This window comes from Streptomyces sp. NPDC127068 (assembly GCF_042724695.1).
Lineage (GTDB): Bacteria > Actinomycetota > Actinomycetes > Streptomycetales > Streptomycetaceae > Streptomyces.
Genome location: NZ_JBHXEN010000079.1, coordinates 1 through 17,968, shown reverse-complemented (window position 1 = coordinate 17,968; position 17,968 = coordinate 1). Strand labels below are relative to the sequence as shown.

Sequence of the window (17,968 nt, the reverse complement as noted above, 5' to 3'; positions counted from 1 at the left end):
ACTGCCGCCGCGTCGCTTGCCCTGGCGGCCACGGACGGTGTCAGCTGGGACACGGCCCGGTCAGCTACGCGCTCACCGACCGGGCGCGGAACACCGTCGGGTCGTCACCACTGAAGCCGGCCAGTGAGATCGGGGTGCTCGTAAGTGACGTACTCACCGGTGAGATGGTCCGCTGCACCGGCGGCCAGGAGCAGCGCGCCACGGACGGCCACATCCGTGGGGGTGGTCCTGCCCTCGGCATGCTCGACGCGGTACCACTGCTGAATCCGCTCCTCCCAGCTGCCGCGCTCCGTGTGTTTTCTCATACCGCCGACGCTGAGGCCAATGGTGAGCAGGCCGGGATGGTAGGCGAAGACCGATACACCGTGGGGCCGGAGTTCCAAGGCGAGGTTCTCGGCGAGCTTGATGCCTCCGGCCTTGGAGACTGAGTAGGCGGACGCGTGCGGCCAGCGGTGCCGCCCAGCATTGCTTGTGATGATCACGAGTCTGCCGCCGCGCTCCCGTAGATGAGGGATGAACGCGTGGCAGGTCAGGAAGGTGCCACGTAGGTTGGTCTCCTGCACGGACCACCACTGCGCGGGATCAGCCTCCCAGGCGGGACCGACCGGACCCAACGTTCCAGCGTTGGCCACCAGAACGTCGGTGGCACCCCAATCGGCGTGCAGATGACGCGCGAGTTCGCGCTGCGCCGTGAGGTCGGTGCTGTCCACCGAGTCGGTGCGCAGTTCGCCGTGTGGAGTGAGTGCCGCGTGGGCTCGTGCCAGGACGGCACAGTCTCGGCCAGTGATGGCGACCCGCGCGCCGTGTTCGAGGAAGGACTGGGCCAGGGCCCGCCCGAAGCCCTGCGAGCCGCCTGTGATCAGTACGTTCCGACCAGCGATGCGCGTGCGGACATCGGAGGAAGCAGAGAGGGAACCGGCTGATTCTGCCGGCTCCTGCGGTGTAGGGGGCATGGCGCGCTCCGGGAGACGTGTGTAGCGGGTCAAGGGTGAAGAAGCGCCGACCGCAGGTCTTTACCGAAGGCGCGTCCTAGGAAGGTCGTGGCCGGATGTCCGCTCACGGAACGCCGACCGACTTCCTCTTTCGGCAGGTGCACGCGGGGGTGGCCCATCCGCCGACCCCACCTCGCACGACCCGGCCGTCGGCGTCTGACGCAGACGCGCCGGGCCCCTTGGGCCGACTACTCACCGGCAACGGCTCCGACCATGCGAACCAAGAGACCCGCGCATTCCTGCATCACTATGGTGGCGTTCCCCTGTCGGTCGGCAAAGGTCTCGAACGGGTGAATGCTTCGGGCTCCGCCAATCGGGAACGCGGGTTCAACGGTCCCCGGGCCGGCGCGCCGCTCTCGTCGCGTCCCTGGCCGGCGGACACACCCGACGACCCCATCGTCGGACTCGTCGTGGGGACGGTGGCCGGCCGCGCGATGCCACCGAGTACTCCACCCAGGTGTTGGTCTTCCAAGCGGCGCCCCTGAGCGCCTGCCGGAGTGCGGGAGAGCGCGGGGAGGCTGAAGGGGCGTGTGGTGGTGATCGCGGTTCCGAAGCGTGTCCTTCTGGGCATCCCTGCATAGGGGCCGGGTGCCGTTGGAGCGTTTCTCCCAGCGCTCGGCGGTCGGCGGACAGGCATCTCTCCCTCCACGCCGGAGGTGTCATGGCCAGAGCGGCGCACCGCCGACCGCGGTGCCCGGCCCCTTCTCGGAATCGTTCACGGAGGCCCCATGGGACGGGCCATGACACCGTGGCCAGCTGGCAGCCTGGCATGTGTCACCGCTGCCGGACAATCGCTACCCAGTACTCGCTCAGCTGTCGGGCGGGAAGGCGCACCGGCGCCTTCATCCGCTCGCGCGTGTCAGATCGGGAGCGTCGGCTACCGGCCGTCGAGTAGCCGGTGCGCCGCACGCAGTCCTTCGGCCGTCGCCCGCGCCGCGTTGAGCGAACCGGTGCCTGCGGCGCCGCCCGCCGCCTCGAAGGGCACACCCGCGCGCCGCAGTTCCGCCGCCACCTCCCGTTCGGGTTCCTGACCGGTGGCAAGCACCACGTGGTCGGCGGGGATCAGCTCCCTCCCACCGTTCGCGTCCTGAACCCAAACGCCCGGTCGAGTGATCTCCTCGACCTCCGTCGCCGTCAGGAGCCGTACGCCCGCTGTGCGCAGCTCGTCGAGTACGACCCAGCGAGTCGAGGCACCGATACCCGCTCCTATCCGTCGCCCGCGGCACACGACGGTGACCCGCCGGGAGGGAGCGGAGGAGGCGCGGGGTACGAGCGGGCTGTCCGGCACCGAGGCGGAGGCGGGACCCGCGCCCGTGGTGGTCAGCGCGTACCGCGCGAGGAAGGCCTCCGGGGTCCGTTTGAGCCCGGGGTCCGCCGTCAGGAAGTGCGCCAGATCTACGCCGATACCGCCCCCACCGATGATGGCGATTCGATGGCCTAGTGCGTCAGGGTCGGCGAAGGCGCGCTGATACGAGAACACCTGCGGCAGCGCGAGCCCTGGCAGATCGGGCCTGCGCCCGCGTACTCCGGTCGCGAGCACGATGCCGTCGAATCCCCGCAGATACGTGAGATCGTGACCCCCGACTCGGTAGCCGAGCCGTAGTGTGACGCCCAACTGTGCCAGTTCCCCAACATGATGACGGACGGTCTCGCCGAACACCTCCTTGCCGGGGACGAGTGCCGCCCACCGGAACTGCCCACCCGGCTCGGTTTCGGCCTCGAGGACCTCGACGTCCTGTCCGGCTTGCCCGAGCGTTCGTGCCGCCTGAAGGCCCGCCGGGCCGGCGCCGATCACCGCGTACCGGCCCCGCTGTGCCCGTACCGCCACAGGGAACTCACGCTCGTACCCCGATCGTGGATTGACCAGGCAGGACACCCGCTCGGTACCGAAGGAACGGTCGATGCACGCCTGGTTGCAGGCGAGGCACACGTTCACGGTGTCCGGGTGTCCGGCGCGTGACTTCGCGACGATCGCGGGATCGGCGAGAAAGGGCCGCGCGAGCGCCACGAAGTCCACCTCCCCGTCGGCCAGTACCGCGTCCACTTGAGTGAGCTGCGAGTACCGGTTCGACGCGAGCACGGGCAGCGCGCCGTGCCCGGCAGCACGCAACGCCCTCTTCACGTTCTTGGCGTAGGCCGCCCATGTTCCGGTCGGGACGCGCGCCTGCACCGTCGGTACGGGCGACTCGTGCCACCCGATCCCGACCGCGAGGGCGTCGACCCCGGCCCGCGCGAGCGCGCCCGCGAGGGCGTCCACGTCCTCGCGTGGTGTCCCGCCGTCGATGAGGTCCACCCCCGACATGCGGAACAGCACGGGGAAGCTGGCACCGACCGCCTCGCGCACGGCCTTGGCGACCGCGACCGCGAAGCGGCGCCTGCGCTCGGCGTCCCCGCCCCAGCCGTCAGTGCGGGTGTTGGTGAGTGGCGCGGTGAACTGGTTGATGAGGTAACCCTCGGAACCCATCACCTCGACCGCGTCGAAGCCGAGTTTCACGGCCCGGCCCGCCGCACGGGCGAAGTCCTCGATGGCTGAGCGGATCCGCGCGTCGCTCAGCTCACGTGGTGTCGTGCGGGTGAAGCGGCATGCTACCGGCGAGGGAGCCCATCCGGGTCCGCCGTCGGTTCCCGGGGCGCCGGGCAGCGCGTACCGTCCGGCGTGGAACAACTGGAGCGCGATCTGGCCCCCCGCCGCGTGTACTTCTTCGGCGGTACGGCGCAGTGCCCCCTCGTGCGCGGGCTCTCCGACGATCGCGTACCCGGGACCGCCCGCGCCCTCCGGGCTTACCGCCGTACCGCCCGTGACGATCAGCCCGGCGCCGCCACGCACGCGTTCCGCGTAGAACGCCGCGAGTGAGGCGCCACCGTCATCGAGCGTCTCCAGATTCAGATGCATGGCACCCATGACGACCCGGTGCGGAAGGCGGAGACCACCGATGGCGCCGGGGCGGAATACGTGGTCGAGCACGGTTCCTCTCTTCGCTCCGGCCCCGGAGCGAACTCATCGGGGCCTTGGTGAGGGGCCCGGCGGAAGTGTCCTACCGTCCGGTTGGGGCATCGGGAGCCGAAGGGACGACACGGATCCCGCGGCCACGCGCCGGGCGGGAAGGTCAGCTGTCGCGCGTCGGACGCGGCGGCAGGCGCAACTCCGGGCCGGCGTCCGCGAAGAACGGCGGCGACACGATACTCAGCCCGCCGTCCACCGTCAGCGTCTGGCCGGTGATGTAGGCCGAGCCCTCGCCCAGCAGGAAGTGGATGGCGTCCGCCATCTCCTGCACGGTCCCCGGACGGCGCGCGGGGACACGGTCCAGGACGCCCCGCATGTCGGGCATCCCCTTGAGACCGTAGAAGAACTCCAGCGAGTCCGAGGCGATGAGCCCGCCGTTAACCGCGTTCACGTTGATGCCATACGGAGCGAACTCGACGGCCATGAAACGCACCCAGGCCTCGATCGCGGCCTTCATCGCGCCAAGCGTCGCGTACATGGGATAGGCGCGAATGGAGCCGTATGAGGAGAGTGCAATGATGCGACCCCCTTTGTCCATGAGCTTCACCGCCTCCTGGGCCCCGAGCACGAACGACCGTAGGTTCATCGCGTAGGAGCGGTCGAGGTGGTGCGGGCCGAGGTCCACGATGTTCCTGAAGACGCTCGCCGCCGCGTTCGCCACGAAGTGGTCGAGCCTCCCGCGGTACCGCGCGACTTCGCCGAAGAGCGCCGTGACACCCTCCGTCGTCTCCACGTCCGCCCGGACGGCGAGGCCCTGCCCGCCCGCCTTCTCGATGTCGGCGACGGTCTTCTCGGCGAGATCCCGATTCGTCTTGTAGTTGACGATGACGGTTCCACCCGCCCGGGCCAGCGTCAGCGCGAGCGCACGACCGATCCCGCGCGAGGCTCCGGTGATCAGCGAGATGCTGCCCGCATCCGTAGCGTGGTCATGGTGCTGCTCAGCGTTCATGGGGCCGGATTCCTCCGTCGTCACAGTGAACGTACACGGATCCGGGCACACGGACGGGTTCAGTTCGGCTCCGGCGCGGCGGGCGGCCGTGTACGGCGCAGCAGTGCGCGGAAGACGACCTGCTTCTGTACCTCATTGGTCCCCTCCTCGAAACGCTGTGCCCGCGCGTCCCGATAGACCCGCTCGATCTTCTGGGACTTCCAGTAACCGAGGCCCCCATGGATCTGGAGGGCCTTGTCGGTGACGTTCGTCAGCATCGTCACGGCGTGCATCTTGGCCATCGAGGACTGCATCGAAGCGTCGTCGGCCCCCTCCTCGAAGCGGCGCGCGGCGTGCAGCACGAGCTGCCTGGCAGCCTCGATGTCGGCGGCGTTCTCGGCGAGCATGAACTGGATCGCCTGCCGCTGGGTCAGCGTCTTGCCGAAGGTGACACGCGACCGGGCGTACTCCAGCGCCAGTTGCTGCGCGCGTTCGGCGAGGCCGACACAGCTCATGGCGACGGAGATGCGCGAAGGCGTCAGGAAGCCGCCGAGGAAGATGTCCAGACCCTCGCCTTCCGCGCCGAGACGGTGTCCCACCGGGACGGGTGTGCGATCGAACGCGAGCGAGGCGTGGTCCGTCCCCGTGACACCCATGGTGTGCGAAGTGTCCTTGACCTGCGCCCCCGGCGCGTTGCGTGGCACGAGTAGGGCCACCGTGCCTCCGTGCCCCGACGAGCCCTCGACCCGCGCGGCGAGCAAGTAGTAGTCGCACCGCACTCCGAAGGTGATGAGGTGCTTGCGGCCCGACAGGTAGTACGTGTCGCCCTCGCGCACCACGGACGTGGTGAGGTCCGCACCCGTGCCGTTGCCCGGCTCGGTGAGCGTGAAAGCGATCTTGATCTCGCCGGTGACGGAGGGAAGGACGAACCGCTCTCGCTGCTGAGCGCTCGCGTGTCCGTCCATGGCCCGCCAAATACCGTTGACGACGTGCACGATCATGCGAATCGAGCCGTGCGAGCGGGAAAAGATCTCCATCAGCTCCATCCACCGCGAGAACGGCAGCCCTTGCCCCCCGTACTTCGGTGGCGCGGCCATGCGCAGGAAGCCCAGCCTGTTCATCTCTTCCCACAGGGCCTCGGGGACCTCGCCGTCCTCCTCGATGTGCTCTGCCCAGCGCTCGCCGGGCCCCTTCACCCACTCCTCGACCTGAGCGCGGATCCGGTCGAACGACTGATCTTCACTCATGCGCTGCCTCGTGCTCTTCCTCTACGGTCCCTGGGTACGGCGCCGCCGGTCGTGGCCCGGCTTGCTCGCGCGCACCCTGGGCCGGCACCGATCTCCCCGGATCAGCCGGAGCGCGCCACGCTTCCCGCTGTACCCGGGGCTCAATCCGGTGGCTCCAGATCTCTGGCCCGCGCCCGCAGCGCGAGCTTTTGCACCTTGCCGACGGGGTTGCGCGGGAGCGCATCGAGCGTTTCGAGTCGCTCCGGCCAGTACCGCTTCGCCACTCGGTGTCCGTTGAGATAGGCACAGAGCTCCCTGAGGTCGATCCGCGCGCCCTCCCTGAACACCACGAAGGCGCAGGCGCGTTCACCGAGCCGGGCGTCGGGCATCGCGACGATCGCGATGTCCTCGATCGCGGGATGCGCGGAGAGCAGTTGCTCGATCTCGGCGACCGGAATCTTCTCACCGCCCCGGTTGATGACATCCTTGAGTCGCCCCGTGATCCGCAGGAAACCTGAGTCGTCGAGCGTCGCGAGGTCCCCGGTGCGGTACCAGCCGTCCCGGGTGAAGGCCTCGGCGGTGAGGTCGGGGCGGTCGAGGTAGCCGTCGAAGACGGTGGGGGAGCGCAGCTCGACATTGCCTTCACTGCCTCCCGGCGGGAGCACGAGCCCCCGGTCGTCCGTGATCCGCAGTTCGACACCGTCGAGAGGCCTCCCGGCCGAGCTCCAGCGTCGCGTCGGCGTGTCACCGGGAGCCGAGAGCGTTCCGAGGCCCGTCTCGGTCGTCCCGAACGCCCCGTACACGTCAGTGCCCAAAATCCGCCCGGCCCGCTCGGCGAGCCCGTCCGGCACCTGCGCCCCGGTCACGACAAAGATCCGCAGCCCGCGCGGCGCTTCCCCACCAGCCTCGACCGCCTTCATAAGGTCGGTCAGGAACGGCGGTGCGGCCTGTGCGAAGGTCGCTCCGTGCGTGTTGAGAGAGGGGAGCGCGCGCTGTGCGTCCCACTCGACCTGAGTGATCTGGGGGACGCCCAGAACGAGCGCCAGTGTCATCCCGTACAGGAAACCGGTCTGGTGCGCGAGGGGCGAGGGTACCCAGATCACGTCCCCGGCGTGGAGCCCGAGGCGCTCGGCCTCCATCGACACCGCGCGCACGAGGTTCCGCGAGGAGTGTGGGACGCCCTTGGGCTCGCCCGTGGTGCCGGAGGTGAACAGGAGCTGCGCGATCGAATCGGGCGAAGGAACGTAGGCGTCGAGCGCGGCTCGGTCGACCTCGGTGCGCCTGAGTGTCTTCTCCCAGGCATGCACCCTGACACCCGTGTCGCCTGCCTCGGGTGGCGCCGTGCTCCCGCGTCCCTCGGTGAACACGATGAGTTCGGTCAGCTCACCGCGGTCTTCGGCGTTGAGCCCGAGCACTTCCTCGGCGGGCTCACGACCTCGGTGGCGGTCGGAGACGACGAGTACCCTCGCCTTCGAACGCCGCAGTACGAAGCCCAGCTCGCGCTCCCGGAAGAACGGCATCACGGGGCAGCACACCGCGCCGATCCGCAGCGCGGCCAGCGAGAGCACGACGAACTCGATCCGGTTCGGCAGTTGGTAGGCGACGTTCTCACCGGGCCGCACCCCAAGACCGAGCAACAGCGAAGCCGTCCGCTCCACCCACTCGTGCAGCTTCCGCCAGGTGACGGTCTCGTCCCGGTCCGGACGCAACTCGACGACGGCGGCCTCGTGCGGACGGCTCGCGGCCCGGCGCCGCAGCCACTCCGGTAGAGTCACGCGCGCCGCGAGGTCCGGCTTCATGACCTCTTCTTCCAGACGGCGCGTCCGCTGTCTCCCCGGCTTCGTCGGCCCCCGCTCGACGCTCATGGGCACGCCGATGGTGTTCATCGCGTTGAGGAAGCCCGGGTAGGAGAACTGGTACGCGTTCGGGTACGTGAGCGTCGAGCGGCCTCCCGCTCGCGTGGACGCTACGGCGAGTGACATGAGGACCCGGTGATCGTTGAAAGAGGAGAGCGCCGTGCCCCTCAGGGTCTCGACTCCGCGCACCCGCAGCGTGTCCCCGTCCAGTTCCAGGTCCCCGCCCATCGCGTTGAGCTGAAGCATCGCGGCGGCGCGGTCGGATTCCTTGAGCCGTGTGTGCGCGATGTGCTGGAGGACGGACTCGCCCTGGGCAAAGGCGCCGAGTGTCGAGAGGATCGGCAGCATGTCGGGTATGTCCCGGCAGTTCACCGTGACCCCCGTGAGCATCGAAGCCTCCTGTTGGATCCGCACCCCGCCCGCCGCCGGGTCCGGTTCCATCGGCACCCCCATCGCCCGGGCGATGTCGAGGAAACGAGACTCGGGGTGGTCGAAGGAACTGCCCTGGAGTCCATTCACGCCCTTGAAGAGGACGTCACAGGGGTGCAGCGCGGCGGCGGCGATTCCGAAGCCGGCGGAGCCGATGTCCGGCGGGAGCGTCAGTTCCGTGGCGACCGCCCGCTGACCCGGCTCGATGTCGAAGCGTCGCCAGCGCTCGGAGACCGAGATCGTCAACCCGAACCGCCGCATCATCGCGACCGTCAACTCCAGATACGAACGTTCGTTTGACTCGCCCTCGACCTCGATCGTGGTGGGCCCAGTCGCGAAGGGCGCACACAGAAGGAGCCCGGAGATCCACTGCGAGAGCGTCCCCGCGATCCGTATCCGACCGCCGCTCGGCCGCCGGGCCGCGACCCTTACCGGGGGGCGGTCGTCGGGTGACTCGATCCCCACACCCATCTGTCGCAACGCGGTGAGGAGCGGGCCGATCGGGCGGCGGTGGAAGTACTTCTGACCGGTGACCGTGACAGGCTGGTCCGAGAGCGAGGCCAGACCAATCATGAAGGCAAGCGTGGTGCCGGAGGATCCGGCCGAGACGGCCATGTGGTGTGGCCGGTAGTGCCCGCCCAGACCGTGCACCACAAAAGTGTCGCCCTCTGTGGCGATCTTGACCCCCAGGCTACGGAGGAACCGCGCGGTGTACTGGACGTGCCGTGCGTCGGATCGCCCGTGCACCCGGCTGACACCCTCGGCGAGCGAGGCGAGGATCAGCGCGCGGTGCGCGTGGTACTTGGAGCTTGGAACGAGGACTTCACCGGTGAGCCGATGCTGGATCCCTTTGACGAGGAGGTGCATGGGGTAGTCCTGCTTCCTGACCGTGAAGGTACGTCGAACCGGTGCCCGCATGTGTGGCGCCGGCGGGCCACGGACCGTGTGCACAGCGAGACCAGGGCCCGTGAGGCGCGCTGCGCTTGCCCGACCGGCAAAGGGGCACGCACGGTGGATGTGCGGATCATCGATTGCCCTGGTGGTGGTGCTTGGCGCTTCGTCGTGTTGGTGGAGAGTACGGAGGGTGGTGCCGACGCCCGGATGGATGCGATCGGCTCACGTGGCGATGGGGAAGCGTCCGTTGAGCGCGGGCGCGTGGGTGCGGCGGATCCCGGTCACCACGACGCTCGGGGTCGACGACGTGGTACCCGATTCCAAGGGCGAACCAGCGTCAGGTCCCGTGGTGGCGGCCCGGCGAACTGCGGAGCGAGTTGTCCGACGGAAGTCGTGGTGTGGACAGTGACGTGCCTTCCGGCTTCCCGGACCCGGTAGAGAACGTCCGACCAAGACCGATAGCCGGAGACGACGGCGATCGGGCCCGGTGGAACCTCACGGGGGAGTAGCTCCGGGGTCGGACTCTGGATCACTACTGGTCCGTGCATATGGGGCGCGACGTGGGGCAGTTGGCCTCCGTCGTGCAGTACTCGCCCGCCGAGAACGGCGCACTGGCGGACGTAGTCGCGTACGTCCTCCATCTGATGGGCGTCAGCAAGCGCGCCGAAGACGGCCGAGGCATGGGCTAGGGGATGCTGGGGCAGTCGAGCGGCGGCCTCGGTGAACCGATCCATGAACTCGTCGTGGATACGCGCGTGCACCATGAGGGTCGGCGTGGCGGTGCACGGTCTCCCCGCCGCCCAGAAGCAGCATCGCAGTGCGTGTCGCACCGCGGCGGGCAGATGCGCGTCGTGGCGAACGATGAAGGTGCCGGCTCGGGTCTGGCTCCCTTGAAGGGTTCTGGGCGTGCAGCAGGCCCTCGTGCTGGCGTCGCAGTGCTCAGACAGGGCGCTCACCACTACCGGATCTTGAGCATGGAGCACCTGCCACACGGCACTGGGTACGCCGGCCTGGTACGCGAGGGCACGCAGAGCCAGCGCACTCACCACCGTGGAGGTAGAGGCGGCGGTGACGACACACTGTCCGGACATCAAGGCGGGCCATACGGTGTCGACGAGACTCGTCAACGGTGCGGACTCGTCGACCTGGGAGACGACGACCTGATCGACGTCGGTTCGCAGGACCGCGGCGAGTGCTGCTGCGCGTTGAAGGCGGCCACGGGACAAACCAATTCTCCGGTCGTGGTCGGTCTCACGGCAACTCAGCCCGCAGTGGCGCTGTCCCAATGTGGCAAAGACCGGGCGTAGATGACGTGCGTCGCGCAACATGTGGGCCAGGAGACGCCGACGGACGACGGGTAGCCTCGCGGACCATTCGATCTGGCTGTCGCGTGCGCGGGCAACGGCGAGGAGAGCCTCCTGCGCGGTGGCGTGTGGCAAAACGGCTGGAGAGAGGTGGTCCATCCCCTCATCGTGGCCTCTTGCCGAGGCGCCTTCCGGTTCCCGCCCCGTGGCCTTGGCATCATCGCTCATGACACGACTCTCGTTCGCTGCCTCCAACGCTGACGGCGGAGGCGAGGGCCGGTCCGAGCGACTCATTCCCCAGGACAGGGACACCACCGGCCGTCACCACGTGGTTCGCTTCCTCTCGCGGTTTGCCGGAACAGGTTCCCGAGGCCGTCGCCCGCGCTGCGGCGCTCAAGCGTCCGGGGCCTTTCCCCTCCGGCCGAGCACCAGGAGGTCGACGGGAATGTCGAACTTTTCGGGGTCGTAGAAGTCTCTGACAGACTCGTTCCAGCGGTCGGTTCGAACGCTGTCCTGCTCGTCGGGGCCGAGCGCGTCGAACATAGCGTCGCTGCTGCTGGGGTCGATGTTGATCGACGCCAGCAGCTTTCGGAGGTAACCGCGCTCGACACGTCCGGAACCGTCGTGGTCGCTCAGTCCGGCGACCGCGTCGGCGACTGCGGTCACCATCGTCTTGAAGCGTTCGGGCGACAGGACACACGCGGTGAACTCCGAGATGCTGATCACTCCGTTGCCGTCACTGTCCAACGAGGTCAACAGGGTCTCCCAGTACCGACTGAGGGCCGCCCGCATCACGGTCTTGGCCTCAGCCGTGGAACGGTCGGCGGCGCCAGCGAGACGGTCGGCCATCAAGGCGAAGTCGGCCTCCTCAAGGACTCCGTCCTTGTTCGCGTCCAGCAGTGAAAAGACGAGAGCCGCTCTCTTACCAGCCTCAGCACGCATTGTCAGTCTCCTTCATGGGACGTCGATCTTCCCCCGGAAGTCGGGTTGGATTCGACTGGGATGATGCCCGAGGCGGATATTCACACACAAATGATCATCGAAGATCGACCAACCAGGTGAACCTGCTCTGCTCGTCAAGTGGTACACGGTCAAGGTTCCTATAATCCGCTCTCTTGGGGCGCTCGGGTCAGCGACTTCGATCCGTCGTAGCGGAACTGCGCATGCGTGAGGCAGATGCCAGCGGAACGCAGAATCATCTGTTCCGACCGAATTATCGAACAGACTGAATTCCAACGAGATTCCGACGGTCACATGCTCTCCGGGAGTCGAGGCGATCCCCTTTCTTCCCCTGTCGTGTGTCATCACCTCAGGGGCCGTGCCTTGCCGCGTGGACTCCTGAGGTGGCAGGTCTGGCTCGGACGAACGGCTCGGCAGCGTCATACGTCACACCTGTACGCCCAGGGGGTACGCCTTGCTCTTTTCCACGAAGTGTGGACAAGAATGGTGTGCGTAGTGTGCTGAAATTATCCGTGCCCCGTCGCCGTGGAGAGTGCCACCAAGACACTGTCAATACGCATGACTAATGCGACTGGTTCACGCGGGTGGGAAAATTTCGTCATGTAGGCGGCGGAGAGCGCGAGGCGCATCTCCCGACCATCCAGTGCATCAATGCGCCTCCAATTGTTCTTGTGCGGGATCGAGTATCGGAATCAGACTCAAGGGTGGCGTTGTGATCCTGTCGAATAGGTACAGGAGCAGTGACCGTGATCCTTCTTATGGTGCGAGGCCCTGTCATGACACGAGGACGCCGTCCGTTCGAGCACAGGATTTCCGCTTCTACGTTCCTTGCGCGCAGCAGGCGTCTACGGTCGGTTTCGGCCGGTCGGCCGTCGCGGCTCACGCGGGAACTCCATGTGCGCGTGATCGCGAAGAGATGCGCGATGGGTGGGTGCCTGGAACCGAACCTTGGCACGACCGTGCCGCTCCCGTGCTCCGAGTCCTCCGGTGACGCCGAGGCATTCGCGACCGGACGCTGGGCGTTTACCCGGACGAAGCTGACGGTTGGCGCCGAGCCGGGTACCTGGATGAGGAAGAAACCAGCACCCGGCGGTCAGGACTACGTGCCGCCGGAGCCGATCAGGCGGTCGAACGAATGATCAGCGACCGCCTTGCAGGACCTTGCCACCCCGGAGCACGCGCTCACGTGCCGGTGCGCCAGGCCCTCGCGATTCCCTGAACCCAAGATTGTCTGGAGGGCACGTGACCACAGACCCAGAGGGCTGTGACCCTCACCCCAGCACAGATCGGAGGGCGCCCGCCCTCCGGACTCGCCACGACCAACCCCCTCCCTCCACCTCTGCGCGGCGGCGCCGCGAAACCCCTGTTCGTAGGGCGGGCGGGTAGCGATGCGCACCGTTCGCGGGAGCACCGACGATGTCGTGGTGATCGGAGCCGGTCTGGCGGGCCTGGCCACCGCGCTCCACTTGGTGGGCGCCGGTCGGTCCGTGACACTGCTGGAGCAGAACGAGGAGCCCGGGGGCAAGGCGGGCAGGTTCGTGTCCGACGGCTACGCGTTCGACAACGGGCCCACCGTGCTGACCGCGCCCGGTCTGATTCAGCAGACCTTCGCCGCGGTCGGCGAGGATACTGCGGACCGCCTAGAGCTGCTGCCCGTGGAGCCCATGTACCGTGCCCACTTCCATGACGGATCTACCATCGACGCGGTCAACGATCCCCATGCGATGGCTGCGGAGATCGGGCGCGTGTGCGGAGCGCGCGAGGCGGCGGGCTTTCGGCGGTTCGCCACCTTCCTCGAACAGCTCTACGCGGCTGAGTACCGGCACTTCATCGACCGCAACATCGACGGGCCGTTCGATCTCGATCCGTCTGAACTCGCTCGTCTGATCGCGTTAGGCGCCTTCCGGAGCATGGAGTCGAAGGTGCGCCAGTACCTGCACGACCCACGTGCAGTACGCCTCTTCTCCTTCCAAGCGCTGTACGCCGGAGTCGCCCCGCACCATGTCAGGGCCCTCTACTCGGTCATCACCTACATGGGCATGGCGGCTGGTGTGTTCCTGCCCAGGGGAGGCATGCACGCGCTGCCCCTGGCGCTGACGGCCGCAGCCCGTGACCACGGGGTTGTCCTGCGCTGTTCAACCAAGGCCGAGCGCATCGAAACCTCACTGCACGGCACGGCCCGCGCCGTGATCACCAGCGCCGGCGAGCGCCTCCCCGCTGACGCCGTCGTCGTGGCGGCCGAACCGTCCGTGGCGCTGCCGAGGCTCCTCGGACGAACCCGGCTCCACGCCAGGAGAATCAGTTACGCACCGTCCTGTTTGTTGTGGCTGACCGGAGCGCCAGCGCCCGAACCATCGGACGACCGCGCTCCTGCCCATCACAACGTCCACTTCGGTGCCTCGTGGCGGGGCGCCTTCGACGACATCGTCCGCGACGGGCGGCTCATGCGTGATCCGTCGTTCCTGGTCAGTGCGCCCACCGTCACCGACCCGGCACTGGCCCCAGTCGGGCAACACAACTACCACGTGGTGCTTCCCACCCCAAACCTCAAGGCCAGTCACCAGAACATGCCGATGGACAGCGAGCGTTGCGCCGATTATGTACGGAGGGCCCTAGTCCGCCACGGATACGAGCACCTCCTGCGCACCGCCGGACCACAACACATGATCACACCGCTCGACTGGGAGCGGCGCGGCTGTCCGGCTGGTACGCCGTTCGGCGCGGCCCACACCCTCCGGCAGACCGGCCCGTTCCGTACTTCGAACCTCCTCGGCGACAACATCGTGCTTGCCGGAGCCGGGACACACCCCGGGGTGGGCATTCCGATGGCGCTGATCAGCGGACGGCTCGCGGCCCAGCGGATCACAGGCCCCGTAACCTCTTCCACCGTCCGCTCATGGGCCGGAGCAACCTGATGAACCGCACCAACGACCGCATCCTCAACGCCGCCGGTATCAGAGACCCTGTCCTGCGCCTAGCGTACGAGCGGTGCCGACGACTGCACGCACGCCATGGGCGCACCTACTACCTGGCAACTCGGCTGCTGCCGCCCTGGAAACGGCCCTACGTCCACGCGCTGTACGGCTTCAGCCGGTACACCGACGAACTCGTAGACAACGGACCGGAGCACACCAGAGCAGCTCACTTCCACGCCTGGTCCCGAAAGACGCTGGAACGGCTCGGGAGGGACAGCCCACCCTTCGACGGGCCCGCACCCGTAGGCCCCGTTCACGGTGGTTCGCCAACCGGAGACCAGGTCATTCTGGCGTTTCGGCACACCATGCGGCGCTGGAACATCCCGTTGGAGTACGTCGTGGCCTTCCTGAACTCCATGGAAGCCGACCTCAGCGTCACCAAGTACCCGACGTACGAAGCTCTCAACCGCTACATGTACGGCTCCGCCGGGGTGATCGGTCTGCAGATGTTGCCCATCCTGGGACCTTTGTGCGACGAAGCTCACTCAAGGGCCCGCGCCTTGGGCGAGGCATCCCAACTGACCAACTGCATCCGCGACGTGGCTGAGGACTTGGCTCGCGGCCGTGTCTACCTACCGACCGAGGACCTTGACCGCTTCGGTGTCACCATCGCCGATCTGAGCCGATCCAGAACCATCCGGCCAGTACGTGAACTGCTGCGGTACGAGATCGAACGCAACCGGAAGCTCTACGCGTACGCGGTCGGCGTCATCCGTATGTTGGAGCCCTCCAGCCGGCCGTTCATCGAAATGGCGTACGCCTTGTACGCGGGAATCCTTGATGCGGTGGAGGAAGCGCGTTACGAAGTCCTTGATCGGCGGGTGGCGGTTGGACTATCCACCAGGCTGAGGATCGCCGGACCTGCCTACGCTCTGGCCCGGCGGGAGTGGGGCGACGCGCTATGACCTACCCGCAGTTTCCCCGAGGTGGGCAGTCGCAGCGCACCGAGAACACCGCACTTGCCATGGGAGAGGTTGCCCGGTGGAAGGGAGGAGGGCAGCCTCGGCCATGCCGACAGCGAGGTGGAGAGCCTCCTGGAGACGGTGCAGGAGGGGCGGCGCGCATTGCGGACCACGATGTCGGGAATCCTGCCCAGCGTCTTCAGCAGCGGTGAATGGGACGTCCAGGGGGTTCGGAACGAGATCAGGTTCGCCGCCCACGAGGCCGGCCTGATCGGTGAACGCGTGCGCCCGCTGGACGACCCGATCTCGCGTGCCAAGTGGAGCTTTCCGCACCACGTCGCCGCGCTGTCCCGTCGGTACCGGGTCAGCACACACCCGGCGGAGCGGAAGGACGGACTGCTCAAGCTCGGCGAGGGACTGGCCCGGGTGCTGGGCGTGCTGGCGCTCACCGAGCTGGCCGCGTCGAACGGCTTCTCCCGGAACCTGCGCAAGCAGTTCCGGACCGGCGCCACCTTCGGCACCTGGCTCTGGAACCTTGGTGCATCTCGGCAAGGATGTTGCCCGGATTGCGGGTGCGAATCGTCAGGTCCGGATTCTTGCTCACGGCGGCGCCGCAGAAGAAGCAGTCGTACGGGCAGCCACGCGCCCCGACCATGTTGGCCTCTCGCCGGCCGTCGCCGGCCAGGTACGGGTCCTGTGGCAGGAACTTGCGGTTGAGCATCGGTAGGCCGTCGATGTCTGGGCTCAGCCAGTGCCGGGTGCGGGCCGGGTCGTGCTCGATACCCTCAGCGGTCGTGCCGAGGAGCCAGTCACGCCACATCACCCCCGGCAGCTCCGCCCGGCGGGCGGCGTCGTCCAGGAGCGCGGTCACGCGGGTCTCGCCCTCGCCGACGACCAACGCGGTCACGCGGCTCATGCGCGGGTCGGCGAGCACTGTTTCCGGGGCGGCCTTCGCGTGGTGGCCGCCGACCATCACCTGCACACGGTCGTCCAGCCCGGCGGCGATCCGCGCCGACAACTGGTAGGTGGGCGCCAGGAGGTTCAGTCCGACCCAACGGGGCTGGGCCCGGTTGGCCAGCCGGATCGTCTCGTCCAAGCCCAGGCCGTGCGCCTCAGCGTCGAGCAACCCCACGTTGTGGTCGGCCTGCGCGGCGTAGGTAGCGATGTACCCCATGCCGATCACCGGCAGGGTGTAGTCCGTCAAGCGGGGCCGCAGCGTGTAGTCCCGCAACGGCGCGTTGATCAGCAGCAGGTCCAGCGGCCGGCCCGGATCTGCTCCGGCGATCAGGTCAGGGACGTCCGCTAACTGGCGGCTGTCGGGCATGGATCCCCCAGGCGAGTGTGTGAGTGGTGAGGGCGTGCAGTTGGGGCCGGTCCGGTGCCCACCGGCCCCAGGCGGTTTCGAATTCCCGCGGATCGTCGGGCAGCAGTGCGGTAGGGGCGGCCTTCCTGGCCCAGGTGCGGACGGCGAGGTCGCCGTGCGGGTAGACGGAGTAGTCCCCGGTGAAGTCAGCGGCGGCACAGGCAGCGGTCCACGGGCCGATGCCCGACACCTCCTGGAGAGCCTTCACCAAGTCGTCGGCCGGTAGTTGCGCTCACTTCTCACCGTGCTTCAGATAGGCCACGGCGGCGGCCGGCAGGGCCTTGTGGTGGAGCGCCGCACCGACCGTTGCGAACTGCTCCTCGGTGAGGTCCAGTACTCCGTCCGGGCTCGGCACGGTGTGCATCGTCCCGGCCGGGGTATCCCAGGCGGTGCCGTACGCCGCGATCCACCGCTGATACAGGGCGCGGGCCTGCGGTGCCCGGATGATCCGGCGCAGCAGGCCGCTGGTGATCGCCTCCCACAGCGTGGGGGAGGGCAACCGGTGCACCGTGCCCAACTGGTGCAGGGGCTCGGTGAGCTGGCGAGGGGCACGTGTCGGCAGGTCGACGGCCAGCGTCTCGACCGCGTCCACTGTCGAGCACTGTCCACGCCGGATGGTCAGTCAGCAAGGTGGTGGGAGTCCTCGAGGCACCTTCCGTGGTTGTCCGTGTGTAGCCCGACTAGAAGTTGGTCGGGCTACACACGGCAGTCTGCTCGCTCGTCGGCCTGACGTGGGTACTGAGGGGATCACCGCACCCGACCGAACGGACCGGGTGTGAGATCGAGGCCGCGACCTTGGTCAGCAGGGCAGTGTTCGCCGGCACGTCGTGGCTGAGCCGGACCGCGCGGTGCGGCAGCCGGGCGAGACGAGCGGCCACCTCGGCGCGCGCGCTCTCCCGGCCGCCGCCGTCCACGCCCTGCGTCTGCCCGAAGACGTCCGGGTACCGGTCCTCCGTCGCCCCTGACATGAAGTCGCCCTCGCCCAGCGTGCGGGTGCCGTCAACGATGTCCGGCGCGGCGTCAACGTCGACCTGGGGGAAGAGGAGGCCCGCTGCCCGGCCGCCGGTGGCCAGCGGCACGTCGAACAGATCTGGGAACTGGTCCGGGAACACCTGGACCTTCCGCTCCCGCTTCG

Annotated in this window: 12 protein-coding genes and 1 pseudogene; 2 read left to right on the top strand and 11 right to left on the bottom strand. The window is 68.1% G+C overall.

The features are described from left to right. Window positions 1-104: 104 nt before the first annotated feature. The 7 genes from ACFWIA_RS32775 to ACFWIA_RS32745 form a co-directional block, all read right to left on the bottom strand. Window positions 105-953 (bottom strand): SDR family oxidoreductase, encoded by an 849-nt coding sequence (locus ACFWIA_RS32775; RefSeq protein ID WP_387010898.1) that lies wholly within the window; start codon window positions 951-953, stop codon window positions 105-107. Window positions 954-1,869: 916 nt separating this feature from the next. Then, window positions 1,870-3,957: an FAD-dependent oxidoreductase gene (locus tag ACFWIA_RS32770; RefSeq protein ID WP_387010897.1), complete on the bottom strand. Its 2,088-nt coding sequence runs from the start codon at window positions 3,955-3,957 to the stop codon at window positions 1,870-1,872. Between the two features lie 142 nt (window positions 3,958-4,099). After that, window positions 4,100-4,945 carry an SDR family oxidoreductase gene (locus ACFWIA_RS32765; protein WP_387010896.1) on the bottom strand — a complete coding sequence of 282 codons (846 nt, stop codon included), beginning with the start codon at window positions 4,943-4,945 and terminating at the stop codon, window positions 4,100-4,102. A 59-nt stretch (window positions 4,946-5,004) separates the two neighbouring features. Beyond that, window positions 5,005-6,171 carry an acyl-CoA dehydrogenase family protein gene (locus ACFWIA_RS32760; protein ID WP_387010895.1) on the bottom strand — a complete coding sequence of 389 codons (1,167 nt, stop codon included), beginning with the start codon at window positions 6,169-6,171 and terminating at the stop codon, window positions 5,005-5,007. 140 nt (window positions 6,172-6,311) lie between these two features. Next, on the bottom strand, window positions 6,312-9,302 hold the full coding sequence (gene aroA / locus ACFWIA_RS32755) for a 3-phosphoshikimate 1-carboxyvinyltransferase (protein WP_387010894.1): 2,991 nt from the start codon (window positions 9,300-9,302) through the stop codon (window positions 6,312-6,314). A gap of 308 nt (window positions 9,303-9,610) precedes the next feature. Further along, the gene (locus ACFWIA_RS32750) at window positions 9,611-10,420 is read right to left on the bottom strand and encodes an aldehyde dehydrogenase family protein (RefSeq protein WP_387010907.1); all 810 of its coding nucleotides are present in this window, start codon (window positions 10,418-10,420) and stop codon (window positions 9,611-9,613) included. A gap of 606 nt (window positions 10,421-11,026) precedes the next feature. Next, entirely contained in the window at window positions 11,027-11,575 is a 549-nt protein-coding gene (locus ACFWIA_RS32745) for an EF-hand domain-containing protein (protein ID WP_387010893.1), read from the bottom strand. Window positions 11,576-12,981: 1,406 nt separating this feature from the next. Between ACFWIA_RS32745 and crtI the strand changes: the two genes are divergently transcribed. Together crtI and ACFWIA_RS32735 are read left to right on the top strand one after the other, a co-directional pair. After that, on the top strand, window positions 12,982-14,508 hold the full coding sequence (gene crtI / locus ACFWIA_RS32740; protein WP_387010892.1) for a phytoene desaturase family protein: 1,527 nt from the start codon (window positions 12,982-12,984) through the stop codon (window positions 14,506-14,508). Beyond that, on the top strand, window positions 14,508-15,473 hold the full coding sequence (locus ACFWIA_RS32735; protein WP_387010891.1) for a phytoene/squalene synthase family protein: 966 nt from the start codon (window positions 14,508-14,510) through the stop codon (window positions 15,471-15,473). Before crtI ends, ACFWIA_RS32735 begins: the two co-directional genes overlap by 1 nt. 442 nt (window positions 15,474-15,915) lie before the next feature. On the opposite strand, the gene ACFWIA_RS32730 is transcribed toward ACFWIA_RS32735, so the two are convergent. The 4 genes and pseudogenes from ACFWIA_RS32730 to ACFWIA_RS32715 form a co-directional block, all read right to left on the bottom strand. Further along, entirely contained in the window at window positions 15,916-16,794 is an 879-nt protein-coding gene (locus tag ACFWIA_RS32730; protein ID WP_387010890.1) for a B12-binding domain-containing radical SAM protein, read from the bottom strand. Continuing rightward, the gene (locus ACFWIA_RS32725) at window positions 16,760-17,044 is read right to left on the bottom strand and encodes a hypothetical protein (RefSeq protein ID WP_387010889.1); all 285 of its coding nucleotides are present in this window, start codon (window positions 17,042-17,044) and stop codon (window positions 16,760-16,762) included. The genes ACFWIA_RS32730 and ACFWIA_RS32725 overlap by 35 nt, the downstream gene beginning before the upstream one ends. Window positions 17,045-17,065: 21 nt before the next feature. Continuing rightward, the gene (locus ACFWIA_RS32720; RefSeq protein ID WP_387010888.1) at window positions 17,066-17,425 is read right to left on the bottom strand and encodes a hypothetical protein; all 360 of its coding nucleotides are present in this window, start codon (window positions 17,423-17,425) and stop codon (window positions 17,066-17,068) included. A gap of 88 nt (window positions 17,426-17,513) precedes the next feature. After that, a pseudogene (locus tag ACFWIA_RS32715) lies at window positions 17,514-17,968 on the bottom strand (hypothetical protein); the annotation flags it as partial.